This window comes from Gaetbulibacter sp. M235, from assembly GCF_043876835.1.
Taxonomy (GTDB): domain Bacteria; phylum Bacteroidota; class Bacteroidia; order Flavobacteriales; family Flavobacteriaceae; genus Yeosuana.
The window spans coordinates 48783-64179 of sequence record NZ_JBAWJZ010000005.1; the positions used below are offsets into that span (position 1 = coordinate 48783).

At 30.2% G+C, this 15397-nt stretch carries 9 protein-coding genes; 6 read left to right on the plus strand and 3 right to left on the minus strand.

The window, feature by feature from the left end:
• Positions 1-51 precede the first annotated feature (51 nt).
• The 4 genes from V8G69_RS09505 (at position 52) to V8G69_RS09520 (ending at position 7554) form a co-directional block, all read left to right on the plus strand.
• Positions 52-4440 carry a translocation/assembly module TamB domain-containing protein gene (locus V8G69_RS09505; protein ID WP_394881619.1) on the plus strand — a complete coding sequence of 1463 codons (4389 nt, stop codon included), beginning with the start codon at positions 52-54 and terminating at the stop codon, positions 4438-4440.
• Positions 4441-4597: 157 nt separating this feature from the next.
• Positions 4598-5584 (plus strand): 6-phosphofructokinase, encoded by a 987-nt coding sequence (pfkA, locus tag V8G69_RS09510; protein WP_394881621.1) that lies wholly within the window; start codon positions 4598-4600, stop codon positions 5582-5584.
• A 20-nt stretch (positions 5585-5604) separates the two neighbouring features.
• Complete coding sequence (gap, locus tag V8G69_RS09515; protein ID WP_394881622.1) at positions 5605-6606, plus strand: type I glyceraldehyde-3-phosphate dehydrogenase; 1002 nt, start codon at positions 5605-5607, stop codon at positions 6604-6606.
• 84 nt (positions 6607-6690) lie between these two features.
• On the plus strand, positions 6691-7554 hold the full coding sequence (locus V8G69_RS09520; protein WP_394881623.1) for a BadF/BadG/BcrA/BcrD ATPase family protein: 864 nt from the start codon (positions 6691-6693) through the stop codon (positions 7552-7554).
• A gap of 311 nt (positions 7555-7865) precedes the next feature.
• Here the strand turns inward: V8G69_RS09520 and V8G69_RS09525 are convergent, their stop codons facing one another.
• Positions 7866-8906: a GMP reductase gene (locus V8G69_RS09525; RefSeq protein ID WP_394881625.1), complete on the minus strand. Its 1041-nt coding sequence runs from the start codon at positions 8904-8906 to the stop codon at positions 7866-7868.
• Positions 8907-9197: 291 nt separating this feature from the next.
• Between V8G69_RS09525 and V8G69_RS09530 the strand changes: the two genes are divergently transcribed.
• Positions 9198-10988 (plus strand): response regulator, encoded by a 1791-nt coding sequence (locus V8G69_RS09530; protein WP_394881626.1) that lies wholly within the window; start codon positions 9198-9200, stop codon positions 10986-10988.
• A gap of 11 nt (positions 10989-10999) precedes the next feature.
• On the opposite strand, the gene V8G69_RS09535 is transcribed toward V8G69_RS09530, so the two are convergent.
• Positions 11000-11380 (minus strand): RidA family protein, encoded by a 381-nt coding sequence (locus tag V8G69_RS09535; RefSeq protein ID WP_394881627.1) that lies wholly within the window; start codon positions 11378-11380, stop codon positions 11000-11002.
• Positions 11381-11395: 15 nt separating this feature from the next.
• On the minus strand, positions 11396-14152 hold the full coding sequence (locus tag V8G69_RS09540) for a putative LPS assembly protein LptD (RefSeq protein WP_394881628.1): 2757 nt from the start codon (positions 14150-14152) through the stop codon (positions 11396-11398).
• Between the two features lie 88 nt (positions 14153-14240).
• Here V8G69_RS09540 and V8G69_RS09545 point away from each other — a divergent pair, with 88 nt between their 5' ends.
• On the plus strand, positions 14241-15365 hold the full coding sequence (locus tag V8G69_RS09545) for an N-acetylmuramoyl-L-alanine amidase (protein ID WP_394881629.1): 1125 nt from the start codon (positions 14241-14243) through the stop codon (positions 15363-15365).
• Positions 15366-15397 lie beyond the last annotated feature (32 nt).

A 15397-nucleotide genomic window follows, 5' to 3' on the forward strand; every position in this document is an offset into this window, starting at 1 on the left:
GGTATCAAAAAGTTTCTAAAAATATTATCAAAGATAGCAGGGATTTTACTGTTGTTATTCATCATTTTGGTGTTGATATTATCTATTCCTTCAATTCAAACGGGTATTGGCAATTATGTCACTAAAAAAATAAATGATGATTTTGGTACACATATTAATATAGATAAAGTTGGTTTGCAGTTTAATGGTGATGTTGAACTTAAGAATATTTATATTGAAGATTTCAAACAAGACACTTTAATTAGCATTACAGAACTAAACACTTCTATTTTAAGTGTTAGAAACTTAATTAAGGGCAAATTGGTTTTTGGTGACATTGATATTTATGGTTTATTGTTTAATGTTAAAACATATAAAGGTGAAACAGATACCAATCTCGATGTTTTTGTGGCCAAGTTTGATGATGATAACCCAAGAAAAGAGAAAAGCAGTTTTTTATTGTCATCCAGTGATGTTTCCATTTATGATGGTGTTTTTAAACTTTCAGACGAAAATAGAGAGAACGTAAAAATTTTAGATTTTGAAGATTTAAATATTAATGCAACCAATTTTTTAATTAATGGAAGTGATGTTGGTGCCAGAATTAATACACTGGCGCTTAAAGATAGTAGAGGTGTTGTTATAAAAAACATGATGACAGATTTTTTATATACACTTCAGGATATGACGTTTGCTAACTTAGAAATTAGAACAACAAATTCTATTTTAAAAGGAGACTTGAAATTTTCGTACAATAGAGAAGATTTTAAAAATTTTGAAGATAAAGTTAAATTAAAGGCAAAGTTTACAGATTCAAACATTCTTCTAAACGAGTTAAACACATTTTATAATGAATTTGGCGAAAATCAGCATGCCAAATTTAGTGTAGATTTATCAGGTACATTAAATAATTTACAAGCCAATAATTTGAATTTAGATACAAGTGCTAATTCAAAAATCATAGGAAGTTTTAATTTTAAAAACCTTTTCAATAAAGAAGAAAACAATTTTTATATGTTCGCTAAGTTTAGCAACTTAACTTCTATCTATAAAGATTTGAAAGCACTTTTGCCTAATGTTTTGGGTGAATCCATACCATCTTCATTTGACCGATTAGGAAAATTTACTTTAATAGGACAAACAGAATTAACACCTTCTACAATTTTAGCCGATTTAAGTATAGAAACAGAACTTGGTTTTGTTGATTCTAATTTGAGTATGACCAGAATTGATAATATTGATAATGCTTCTTATAAGGGTAGGGTTATGTTTAATGACTTTGATTTTGGAGCTTTAGTAAATGACCCCAATTTTGGACATATTAGTTTAGATGTTGATGTAAATGGAACTGGTTTTGTTGCAGAAACCATTGATACACAAGTTAAAGGAGATGTGTTTCAAATTGAATTTAATAAATACAATTATCAAAACATTAAAGTAGCCGGAAATGTGAGAAACCGCATTTTTGATGGAAATTTTAATGTTAATGATAATAATTTAAAACTAAACTTTAATGGCCTTGCAGATTTTTCAGAAAAAATAAAAAAGTATGATTTTGAAGCAAACGTGTTTTATGCAGATTTAAAAAAATTGAACTTTGTTAAAAATGATAGTATCTCAATTTTTCAAAGTAATGTAAAAATGAACATGAATGCAAGCGATTTAGACGACGCTTATGGTCAAGTAGCATTTAAAAATACATCATACAAAAATCAGAATGATACTTATTATTTTAAGGAGTTTGCCATATCATCACGTTTCGAGGATAAAACAAGATTCATTCAAATTAACTCACCAGATATTATTGAAGGAACAATGAGTGGTCAATTTGTTTTTAATGATATTGCAAAATTGTTTCAAAATGCAATTGGAAGTATTTATACAAATTATATACCATTCAAGGTAAAACAAAACCAGTCAATCAATTTTAATTTTAAAATTTATAACAAAATAATTGAAGTGTTTTATCCTGAAATTAAGCTGGGAAAAAACACATTTATAAAAGGGCAAGTAGAAAGTAATGAGAAAGGGTTTCAACTAACTTTTAAATCGCCAGAAATAAAATACTTAGATTATTTTGCAAATAATATTGAGCTGCAAGTTGATAATAACAACCCACTTTTTAACACCTACATTGAGGTTGATAGCATTAAAACCAAATATTATAATATTTCAAAATTCAATCTTATTAATGTAACGGTTAATGATACATTGTTTATGCGTTCTGAATTTAATGGTGGAAATAAAAATAATGACAGTTATAACTTAAGTTTTTATCATACAATTAATGAAGAAAACAAATCGGTAATTGGTTTTAAACAGTCTGATATAACCATTAAAGATAATGTTTGGTTTATAAATGAAAAGAAAGATAATTTTAATAAAATTTCATTTGATAAAAATTTAACTTCATTTAATATTGATAATATTAGAATAAACCATAAAAATGAGGAAATTCAATTATCGGGAATTTTAAAAGATTCTACACAAAAAGATATTCATCTCAAATTTAAAAATGTCGATCTCGCGAAAATAATACCAGATGTTGATAGTTTGTCATTTGCCGGTAATGTAAATGGAAAACTGGATATACTTCAAAAGAATGGTAGTTATTTACCCAATTCCACCATTACTATTGATGATTTTAAAGTTAATGATTTTGAACTTGGTTCTTTCAATGCAAGTGTTGAAGGGAATGATGATTTAACGAATTATTTGGTAGATATTACAATAAAAGACGATGAATCAAAGTCTTTTAGTGCCTATGGAAACATAAATGTAGCTAGTAGGAGTTCAAATATTGATGTCGATCTTACATTCAATAAATTCAATTTAGCGCCTTTAAATCCATTATTGCAAGATGTTTTAAGTAATATAAGAGGAACCGTTACTGGTAAAACAAATGTTTCGGGTAATTTAAAACGTCCAGAAATAAATGGTGAACTAGTAGCCAATAATGCCGGATTTAAAATACCATACCTAAACGTTGATTATGATATTGCAAATAACACAGTTATAGCTTTAAAGAACCAAAGTTTTATTTTTAATAAATTACAATTAACAGACACTAAATTTAAATCCAAAGGACAGCTTAATGGGTCATTAAGCCATGTAAATTTATCCGATTGGAGTTTAAACTTTGATTTGAATACACCAAGATTATTAATTTTAAATACTTCTGAAACCGAAGACGCCTTGTATTATGGTACCGGATTTGTTGGAGGTAATGCTTCTATAAAAGGACCAACAGACCAACTAGTTATAAGTGTTATTGGAGAAACAAAATCAGGTACAGTATTTAAAATTCCGTTAAGTGACACAGAATCTTTTGGAGATAATTCATACATACATTTTTTAAGTCCTGAAGAAAAATTGGCAAGAAAAAATGGGGTTGATTTTAAATTTAATGAAATTAAAGGTTTGGAACTTGATTTTGATTTAGATATTACAGAAGATGCAGAAATAGAAATTATCATAAATAAAGATACAGGACACGGACTTAAAGGTAGAGGAAATGGAGGTATGCTAGTTGAAATAAACACAAATGGAAAATTTAATATTTATGGTGACTTTTCTGTGTTTGAAGGTGTTTATAACTTTGCTTATGGAGGATTAATAGGTAAGAAGTTTACAGTTGTACCAGGAGGTACTCTTGCATGGGATGGTGACCCTCTAAAGGCACGTATAAATATAGAAGCTATATATAAAACACAAGCTAATCCTTCTCCATTACTTGATAACCCAATCAATAGAAGTATTCCAGTTGAATTAAATATTAATTTAACAGGCGAATTAGAGCAACCAGAACCAAGTTTTGAATTTGAATTCCCTAATGTAAATTCAACATTAAAATCTGAATTACAATACAGGTTGGAATCAAATGGAGACAGGCAAAATCAAGCACTTTACCTTTTATCAACAGGAGCTTTTTCTAGAGGTTTAAGCGAGCTTAATTTTTCAGGCACCATTGCTGAACGTTTAAATGGTATTGTAAACAGTATTTTTTCTAGCGATGACAGTAAATTTAATGTAGGTATAAATTATGAAGTTGGTGAGAATAGACCAGATTACAAAACCGATGATCGTTTTGACTTAACCTTGCAAACCCAAATAAGCGATAGAGTATTAATTAATGGCAAGGTTGGTGTTCCAGTTGGAGGCGAGACACAAACAGTTGTTGCTGGTGATGTTCAAATTGAATTTTTGTTAAATGAAGATGGTACACTAAGAGCTAAAGTATTTAACAGAGAAAATAGTATACGTAATTTTGGTGAAGAAATTGGCTATACTCAAGGTGTTGGTATTTCATATAATGTAGATTTTGATACCTTTAAAGAATTACTTCAAAAACTATTCACAAATTCCAAGAAAAGAGGAGAAATCTCTAATAAAGAAACTGATGTCGAAACCAAAGGTTCACTGCCAGATTTTGTTGGCATCAAAAATTCTGAAAAAAAATAAAATTGATAAAAATTACCTGTTTCAAATAATGATTTAATAAAAAATAATGTTTTTTATTAACTAAAACGTTGTAGTTTTGGCGCTTGCGTAAAAAAAACAAAATGCTATTAGTTATCTAATTTTTTGTTTAGTAATTTTACTTTATAATTAAATAAAAATGTCAAAAACAATAAAAAAAATAGGTGTTTTAACATCAGGGGGCGATGCTCCTGGTATGAATGCAGCAATTAGATCTGTTGTTAGAACATGTGCTTATCATAATATAGAATGTGTTGGTGTTTACCGTGGGTATGAGGGTTTGATGGAAGGAGATTTTAAAGAAATGAATGCTAGAAGTGTTAAGGATATCATTAATAGAGGAGGTACTATATTAAAGTCTGCAAGATCTATGGCCTTTAGAACCAAAGAAGGAAGGGTATTAGCCCATAGTCAATTAAAACAAGCCGATATAGATGCGTTAGTTCTAATTGGAGGAGATGGAACTTTTACTGGAGGAATGATTTTTAATCAAGAGTTTGGTTATCCGGTAATTGGAATTCCTGGAACTATAGATAATGATATTTACGGAACTTCACATACATTAGGTTTTGATACAGCTTTAAATACAGTTGTTGATGCCATTGATAAAATTAGAGATACTGCCAGTTCACATAATAGATTATTTTTTATTGAGGTAATGGGAAGAGATGTAGGTCACATTGCTTTAAATGTTGGTGTTGGTGCTGGCGCAGAAGAAATCTTAATACCTGAAGAAGATCTTGGTTTAGATAGATTAGTTGAATCATTAAGAAGAAGCAGACAATCAGGAAAATCATCAAGTATCGTTATAGTTGCAGAAGGTGATAAAATAGGTAAAAGTGTCTTTGAATTGAAAGACTATGTTGACGAAAATATGGAGGGTTATGATGTACGTGTTTCTGTACTTGGGCATATGCAACGAGGAGGTTCACCATCATGTTTCGATCGTGTTTTAGCAAGTAGAATGGGTGTGAAAGCAGTTGAATCGTTAATGGCTGGAAAAACCAATTATATGGTTGGCTTAATCAATAACGAAATGGAGTTAACACCTTTAGAAAGTGCAATTAAAGGAAAATCAAAAATAAATTTAGAATTATTGCGTGTGTCTGAAATCATGGCCACTTAACAAGTTAAAGTAGATAAAAAATGTCAAAATTAAAATTAGGAATTAACGGATTTGGTAGAATTGGAAGAATAGCTTTTAGAGTAGCTGCTTCAAGACCTGATATTGAAATAGTAGGAATTAATGATCTTTTAGATGTAGAACATTTAGCTTACTTATTAAAATACGATTCAGTTCATGGAAAATTTAACGGAACTGTTGAAGTAAAAAATGGAAACTTAGTAGTAAACGGAAATGAAATAAGAATTACAGCTGAGCGTAATCCAGAAGATTTAAAATGGGACGCTGTAGGTGCTGAAGTTGTTTTAGATTGTACAGGTATTTTTACATCTTTAGAAGGTGCACAAAAGCATATTACTGCAGGTGCTAAAAAAGTAGCTATTTCTGCTCCATCTGCAGACGCACCAATGTTTGTTATGGGAGTTAACCATAAAGAAATTACTGCTGCTCATACAATTGTATCTAACGCTTCATGTACCACAAACTGTTTGGCCCCTTTAGCTAAAGTTATAAATGATAACTTCGGAATTGTTGAAGGTTTAATGACAACTGTTCATGCAACAACAGCAACTCAATTAACTGTTGATGGACCATCAAGAAAAGATTGGAGAGGAGGAAGAAGTGCTTTAGCTAACATTATACCTTCTTCAACTGGAGCTGCAAAAGCCGTTGGAAAAGTTATTCCAGAATTAAATGGAAAATTAACAGGGATGTCGTTTAGAGTACCTACTCCAGATGTTTCAGTAGTTGATTTAACTGTTAGAACTGAAAAATCTGCAACTTGGGCTGAAGTAAAAGCTGCATTAAAGAAAGCTTCAGAAACTGAATTAAAAGGTATTTTGGGGTATACTGAAGAAGCTGTAGTTTCTCAGGATTTCGTTTCAGAATCAATGACAAGTGTTTTTGATGCTGATGCAAGTATTGCTTTAAATGATAATTTCTTTAAATTAGTATCTTGGTATGATAACGAATTTGGTTATTCTACTAAATTAGTTGACCTTGCTCAACACATCAGTAAAATATAATTTCAAATAAAATAATTATTAATGACTCCATAAATTTATTGTGAATTAACAGTAGTTTATGGAGTTTTTATTTAAAACTAGCTTATGATTTTAATTGTTGATAGCGGTTCTACCAAGTGTGATTGGATTGCAATAGATAAAAACGGAGACCAATTAATGGAGAAAATGCGTACCAAAGGTCTCAATCCTGAAATTTTAACTGAAAAAAAACTGAAAAAAACAATTAAGAAAAATAGCGATTTAAAGGCTAATAGAAATATTGTTACTCATGTGTTTTTTTACGGTGCTGGTTGTGGAACAGATCGTGGGAAAGAGATTGTGGCAAGTGTATTAAAAGAAGTTTTTGTTAATGCAGTTGTTAAAGTTGAAGAAGATACCATGGCAGCTATTTATGCAACGATTAATCACGATAAAGAAGCTGCTGTAGTTTGTATTATGGGAACTGGTTCAAATTGTAGCTATTATGATGGCAATAAACTTCATCAAAAAGTTCAATCTTTGGGTTATATTTTAATGGATGACGCTTCTGGAAATTATTATGGAAAGCAATTAATCAGGGATTATTATTTTAATCATATGCCAGATAAAATTAAAGTTGCTTTTTCTTCTAAATATAATTTAGAGGCTGATTATATTAAGTATAATATTTATAAACAACCAAATCCAAATGCATATTTAGCAAGTTTTGCTGAATTTATGTTTTTAAATAAAGACTCAGATTATATTAGAGAAGTTATTAAAGATGGAATTAGACTTTTCGTGAAAAATTTTATTATGCAGTATAAGGAAGAAGTTAAAACAGTTCCAGTACATTTTGCTGGTTCAATAGCTTATTTTTCCCAACAAGAAATAAAAGAAGTTAGTGAAGAAATGGGCTTTAAAGTTGGAAATTTTGAAAGAAGACCTATAGAAGGTTTAGTTGCTTTTCACACTAAAAATCTTAAATAAACATTTTTATAATTAAGATAAAAAAAGATGGGCAGCCATCTTTTTTTTTGTTTTAATATGTATAAGGTCTAATATCAACAGCTACTTCATTTTATTTTTCCTGTACTATTGGGTTTGTTGCTGTGAATGATTAATAAGTATCTAAAATTGATAATGACGTTTCATATAATAAATCATTAAATGTCACTTTTATATTATAATGAAAGCATCAATGTTCTACTATTGTTATCTCATTTTTGATAAAAGTATTCTTTAAAATGGAGCTAATAGATTCATCCATAATCGGTTTAAATCCAATTAGTAAGAAAAAATTATTCTGTATAGATTCTGTTTTCTTGTTCAGCTACTCTTATAAAAGTGGTTCGTTTGGTAAGTTCTTTTAAACGTTGAGCACCAACGTAGGTACAAGTGCTACGTAAACCGCCTAAAATATCTTGTAAGGTAGATTCAACATTTCCCCTGTAAGGAACTTCAACAGTTTTGCCTTCGCTAGCTCTATATTCAGCAACGCCACCAACATGTTTTTCCATGGCGGTAGAAGAACTCATGCCATAAAATTTTCTATATGGTTTTCCATTGCGTTCAATGATTTCTCCACCACTTTGATCATGTCCTGCCAGCATCCCTCCAAGCATAACAAAATCTGCTCCAGCACCAAATGCTTTGGCAACATCGCCAGGAGTTGTGCAACCACCGTCGCTAATAATTTGCCCGCCTAAACCATGAGCAGCATCTGCACATTCAATAATTGCAGACAATTGTGGGTAACCTACTCCTGTTTTTACTCTTGTTGTACAAACAGAACCTGGTCCAATGCCTACTTTAACAATATCGGCTCCTGACAGTAATAATTCTTCAACCATTTCTCCAGTTACTACATTTCCAGCAATAATGACTTTATCTGGGTATTGCTCTCTTGTTTTTTTTACAAAATTTGCGAAATGCTCTGAATATCCATTTGCTACATCAATGCAAATAAATTTTAATTGAGGATTATAACTAAAAGTTTCAGCCAATCTTTCAGAATCTTTTTTACCAGTTCCTGTACTTATGGCTATGAAGTCTTCAATTCCTTTTGGTGAATTTATAAAAAATTCATTCCACTCATTAATTGAATAGTGTTTGTGTATAGCAGTGAATAATTTTTTACTAGCTAAAACTTTAGCCATTTCAAAGGTACCAACAGTATCCATATTGGCTGCCATAACAGGAACTCCTTCCCAAGTAAACGGGCTATGTAAAAATTTAAATTCTCTATCTAAATTGACTTGCGATCTACTTTTTAAGGTAGATCGTTTAGGACGAATCATAACATCTTTAAAGCCTAATTTTAAATCATATTCTATGCGCATTTTCTATCAAATTAATGGATTTTCAAATGTATTATTTTTAAAGTTGAATATTAAAATAAAAAGTAATAAATTGATTAATTAAGTAGTTAATTTTTAGTATTATACTCAAGATGAATCAAATAGTTAAACGAATTAATTTTATTAAAATTTATAGTGTCATTTGTTTTGGGAATTACATCAATTATAAATAAGTTTGTTGAAAAGCAATTAAAGATGGCATTTCTTTTTCAGTCAATGAATTCCTTTAAAGTAAGGATAACATTGATTTTTTTTACTTTTATTTTGGCTCTAATGCTACTTTTTATTGGGTATTCTCATGTTCAAAAACGAAATAAATATTTAGACACTTTAGTTACTGATCTTCAGGAAATCAAGTTTGATATTGCTCAAAGCGCACTTAATTTTCAGTTATTATTAGACGAAAAACAAGAATTGTATGATGCTGATTATTTCAAAACATTTAATACAGATATTAACAGTAGTAAAATAAAATTAGAAGCTATTAATAATGATTTCAAAAGTCATTCTATTAATTATGATAGTGAATTTAATGGTATAATAAATGACATTAATTCAATTAATGAAACTTCTGTTAAAAAAAGCAGTGAAAACATTTTAAATGTTACGGTTAAGTTAACTTCTCTAAAAAGCAAAATTCATCAAACAATACAAAACAAATGGAATGCATTTCAGCGAAATGCGCTCATGTTATTTGTTTTAATTGCTGTTCTATTTTTAACGCTTGCTTATTTTTTAGCTTACCGAATGACAAGAGATTTAAACAAGCTAAACAAGAAAGCAAACAATTTAAGCAACTTTAAGCAAGAAACTTTAGTTTCAAATATTGTAGATATAACTGATTTGGATAAAACTTTAGAGGCTCTTAAATCTAAATTGAGAAGGTTAGAAACTGATTTAGATGAAGCTGTTAAATCTTCTGATTATAAATCCGTTTTTCTGGCAAATATGAGTTATGAAATCCGTACACCTTTGAATTCAGTTTTAGGCATGATAAATATGCTAAAGCAAAGCGAGTTGACCACAGAACAACAGATTCAGCTTGAAATTGCAGAATATTCCTCTGAACATGTTTTGCAATTGGTCAACATGATTTTAGATAACTCGAAAGTTGAAGGCGGAAAAGTTGAATTGGAATTATCTGCCATTGATTTGAAATCTGATTTAGCAAAACTTATAAAAGTATTTGAATATGAAGCTTGGGATAGTGGTTTGGAATTTGAATTCAAGTTTTTATCTGATGAAAACCAGAAATTTTTATTGCTTGGAGATATTAAAAGGATTAAGCAGATTTTAACCAACTTATTAAGCAACGCCATCAAATTTACAAACGCAGGTAAGGTATCATTAACTATAGATCAAACAGTTGGGCCAGATGATTATCAAATAGTTACTTTTTATGTTAAAGACACTGGTATTGGAATTTCACCTGAAAAGGCAAAACGCATTATGAGTGATTCACAGAGAAATCATTTGTCGATTGTTGATTATTATGGTGGTACTGGTTTAGGTTTAACGGCCTCTTGCCAGCTATTAAATTTAATGGGTGGAGAACTTAAACTTGAAAGTAAAGAGAATGAAGGTTCCATATTTTATTTTAGTATTCAACTCCAAAAAACACTTAATTTTGAGAGAGAACAAATTGAACCAACACCAATTTTATTAAACAGATTTGACTATAAATTTACAGTTCTTGTAGCCGAAGATAATGTGATGAACCAAAAGGTTATTAAGTTTCTTTTAGAACAACAAGGGGCAGATTGTACGTTTGTGAAAAACGGTTCTGATGCTGTTAAGCTATTTAATATTTTAGATTTTGATATGGTGTTTATGGATATTTTTATGCCAGAAATGGATGGATATGAAGCTACAAAATTAATTAAAGCCAGCCATAAATATAAAGAACATAAAATTCCTATAATTGCAGTTTCTGCTAGTGCTTTTGAAGAAGATATAAAAAATGCTAAAAAAGCAGGGATTGACGATTTTTTAGCCAAACCAATCGAAACAGAAAAGCTAAAAGAACTATTAGTCAAATATGCTCCAAATAGTATTGAAAGTTAAGATATTTACAATTACTTAATAGCAATCATACTTATTTCAACATGAACATTTTTGGGTAGTTTTGCCACTTGAACAGTTTCTCTGGCTGGTGCATTTTCTTCATCAAGATAGCTGCCGTAGACTTCATTTATTTGTCCAAAATCATTCATATCAGAAATGAAAATCGTGGTTTTAACAACATCATCAAAGGTCATATCAGCCGCTTTTAAAACAGCTTTCAAATTTTCCATGACTTGTTTTGTTTCAGTTTTTATATCATTTAAAACCAACTCGCCACTTTCAGGATTTATTGCTATTTGACCAGATGTATATAACGTGTTTCCTTTTAAAATCGCTTGATTGTAAGGGCCAATAGGAGCAGGAGCATTTGGTGTAATGATAATTTTTTTCATTGTAATTTTTAGATTTTAAAGCTGAATATCTGGTTGGTTTCTCTTATCGTATTTAAGGTCTTTCAAGATATTTGATTTTATGCCAATAAAAAAGTACCAAGAGGCTCTTGAACTAAATGGAACCCAACTAAAATTCATTCGCCAACTTAATAAATCCCTTTCAAAACGTAATTGCGTATAAGTAAAACCTTGGTTTTTTAAATCGTAACCAGAAGAAGCACCCACAGACCATTTTGGTGACAAATCAATATCACCGGAAAACATTAGTGAATGGGAAGATATTTCATTTTGTCTTCTTGAATTATTATAATTTACAGCATATGCAACACGAGCACTCCATGGAATTTTAAAATTGTAAAATTGACTAACTTTTTCTTCATCTCCACCTTTTTTCTCATCATCATCAAATCGGCCAGTTGTCTGTCCATCTGGAAGGCCAAACAAATCATCGTCACGACCACCGCTATTTAAGTTTTCTTGTATGCCTGATTTATTTTTGTCTTTATCATCTTTTTTACTTGAAAACGAGTAATTTAAAGTTAGGTTTGCACTTGTCAATCTAAAAAGGCTTCCGCCATTATCAATATTAAATTTATCAATCTTGTTATTGTTGTTATCAAGCGCATAAGGATCTAGAGTTGCACCAAAATTGATACTCATTTTATTTTTAAAAAGTTGTGTGCCACCACTTACTCTTACGGGACTCCACTGCAAAGAATCACCTGCAAAATTATATGAAGTAGAGAAATTTAAGTTGTTAAGCAGAATAATCTTTTTAGGTTCTGTAGCTGTAGTGTCTCTATCTTTAACTTTGGCTTCAAAATTATTGGATAATGAAATACCCATAGAGCTTGAAAAATTTTTATTGGGAGAACCAAAAATACCTTGCTCAAAACGAGAATAATCTACTTCGCTTGTTGTTAAACCATCTGCACTAATAACTTCATAAGAATCATAATATTTATCAAAAGCAGGGTTTATGTTGTAGCTTATCGATGGTCTCATAACATGCCTAATAGCTTGGATTTTGGGGTCTTTTCCTTCCTTTCGAAAATCAAACATTCCATAAATAGTGGTTCCTAAACTTGTGCTGAAGTTATAAGTTCTAAACGTGTCAAAACCATTAATTGTTTCCGTAACGGCAGTTCTTTGAATCTGGTCGTAAGACTTTTTAATTGTTTTAAAAGTCCAGACTTCGTTGTAATTAGTACTAGCGCTTAGACTAAAATATTTAAAGACTTTAAAATTAGTGCTTAAAGGGATGGAATGTTGAAATCCAGCTTTAGCATCTCTAAACATTTCTTTTTTAAAGAATAAAGAGTCTGTTGTTTGAATTCTATTTTCTCCTCTAATGTTATATTGCAGGTTTATATTTTCAATGATACCTTTTTTAGAACCTGTTTTTGGAGCGAACGGAAAAATACGTCCTACACTACCTTGAAACGTAGGTAATGTCATATTAATTTGTTCTGTATTAGTGTTTTGAGAATGCGTAGCGGTTAAACTTATATTAACTTGAGGTTCTCCTTGAAACGTTTTTGAGTAAGATACAGATGATGAAAGTGTATTGTTTAAGAAGCTTCCTGTATTAACCTGATTTAATGATGTTTTATAATAGGTACTACTACCTAAGTTAACAGAAGCTGAGAAACGAGAATTTGGACTAGACTTTCCGTCCTTACTATGCGACCAACGCAAGTTGTAAACAGTAGATTTTGAATAATCTGGGAAACCTCGTTCGCTATTTATTAAATTTTCATAACGAAATCCAAAATTCCCTCTAAACTTATAACGTAGCGCATAATTGCTTTCTGCTCTAAAACCATAACTACCATTAGTATAATAATCGCCTAAAACGGCTAAATCTACATAATCGCTAATTGCAAAATAATAACCTCCATTTTGTAAAAAATATCCTCGACTATTTTGTTCTCCAAAGGTTGGAAATAAAATCCCAGAGGTTTGCTTTTCAGATTGAGGAAAAAAACCAAATGGTAAACCTAAAGGAGTTGGTACATCATAAATAAATAAATTAGCTAAACCAGTTACAATTTTTTTACCCGGTACAACTTTCGCTTTTCTAAGCAAGATATAATATTCTGGGTCGTCTAAATCTTGTGCTGTAGTATACTTGCCTCGAGCAATAAAATAAACAGAATCATTTTCTTTTTTGGTAATTTCGGCTATTACGGTTCCTCCTGATTGCTCGGTTTTTGAATTATAAATAAGCGCTTTTTGTGTTTTTGTATTAAATAAAATAGAGTCTGGCTCTACTACATTTGACCCTTGTGTAAAAACAGGAGCTTGAGAGTATTCACCAATAGAGTCTTTTATTCCTTTGGCATACACTTCATTTTTACTATAATCAATAATAATATTACCAGCTTTTATATTCATGTCGCCGTATGTTATTTCGGCTTGATTATATAAATATAGCTTTTGTTGTTTTTGATTGAATGATGTGTAATCTGTAGCTTTATAATCAACAATATGTTCTAAAAGCTCTTTCTTTTTAGGTTTTAATGTGTCTTTATAAGTAGTGTCTTGTTTTTTTTCTGAAACTTCAGTTTTTGGTAAATCCTTTCTGTCAAGAATGATACTGTCTTTAACAGTTGGCTGTATTGAATTTGTTTTTTTGGGAATATCTTGAGCAAAGCTAAACATGTTTATAAACACTGTAAAACTTAATGCAAAAAGTAGTTTAAAGTTGTTTGTATGCAATGCTTTTAAATGTATTTTTGTAAAAGTATGGCTCGGTTTTTGAAAAGCCAAAATTACATATATTTTTTTTGTGATTATTTCTTTATCAAATAAAAAATTAAAATAAAATAAACCTAGGTTTTAAGTCGTTAAAATACATATGAAAACGCACAAACTATTACTTTTCGTATCTTTTATATTAGTATTAACATTTTCATCTTTTGTTTCTGGAGATGATGGTAAATCACATCAGTTTGTTGTTGTTCTTGATGCAGGCCATGGTGGAAATGATCCAGGAAACGTTGGAAATGGCTATAAAGAGAAAGATATTGCTTTAAAAATTGTTCTGGAAGTTGGTAAACAACTTGAAAAGAACCCTAATATAAAGGTTATATATACCAGAGATAAAGACGTTTTTATTGATTTATTTGTAAGAGGGCAAATTGCAAATAAGGCCAATGCCGATTTATTTGTATCGGTACATTGTAATTCTCATAATTCTGATGCGCATGGTACAGAAACCTTTGTTTTGGGAACCCACAGAAACCAAACAAATTTTGAAGTTGCCAAAAAAGAGAACTCTGTAATTTTTCTAGAAAATGATTATGAGAGTAAATATGGAGGTTTTAACCCAAATTCTCCCGAATCTGTCATTGGTTTAACCTTAGCTCAGGAAGAATATCTGGACCAAAGTATTCAGCTTGCAAGTTATATTCAAAATAAGTTTACAAACAAATTAAACCGTAAAAACAGAGGTGTTAAACAAGCAGGATTTATAGTATTGCATCAAACGGTAATGCCAAGTGTATTGGTTGAAATAGGCTTCTTAACATATAAAGAAGAAGGCAGATATTTAAATTCAGATAATGGACAAAAAGAAATATCAACAGCTATTACAAATGCCATTTTTGAATATAAGCATAATATTGATGGAAATGTTGGTGAGTACAATTATCAGGAAAATCCAAGTTCAAATCAAATTGCAGAAAGTAGCAAAGAAGAATTAAAACCAGTTGATTCAGATATTATTTTTAAAGTTCAAATAGCTGCTGGTTCAAGAAAAATTGAACCAAAACCATATAATTTCAAAAAACTTGAAGATATTTCGTTTGATTTTGAAAGTAACCTGTACAAGTATTATACGGGCTCAACTCCAAGTTATAATGAAGCGAAATTATTAGAGGAAAAGGCAAAATCAAAAGGCTATAAATCTAGTTTTATTGTTGCTTTTAAAGATGGAAATAGAATTCCTTTGGCAGATGCTTTAAAAACAAGTACTAATTAAGCACTTTCTTTTTAAATTTATTTTAAATTTGT

Bases quoted from the DNA above. Each gene is read 5' to 3' on its own strand.
- pfkA (WP_394881621.1), top strand. From the start codon at position 4,598: ATGTCAAAAACAATAAAAAAAATAGGTGTTTTAACATCAGGGGGCGAT.
- gap (WP_394881622.1), top strand. From the start codon at position 5,605: ATGTCAAAATTAAAATTAGGAATTAACGGATTTGGTAGAATTGGAAGA.
- V8G69_RS09520 (WP_394881623.1), top strand. From the start codon at position 6,691: ATGATTTTAATTGTTGATAGCGGTTCTACCAAGTGTGATTGGATTGCA.
- V8G69_RS09525 (WP_394881625.1), bottom strand. From the start codon at position 8,906: ATGCGCATAGAATATGATTTAAAATTAGGCTTTAAAGATGTTATGATT.
- V8G69_RS09530 (WP_394881626.1), top strand. From the start codon at position 9,198: ATGCTACTTTTTATTGGGTATTCTCATGTTCAAAAACGAAATAAATAT.
- V8G69_RS09535 (WP_394881627.1), bottom strand. From the start codon at position 11,380: ATGAAAAAAATTATCATTACACCAAATGCTCCTGCTCCTATTGGCCCT.
- V8G69_RS09545 (WP_394881629.1), top strand. From the start codon at position 14,241: ATGAAAACGCACAAACTATTACTTTTCGTATCTTTTATATTAGTATTA.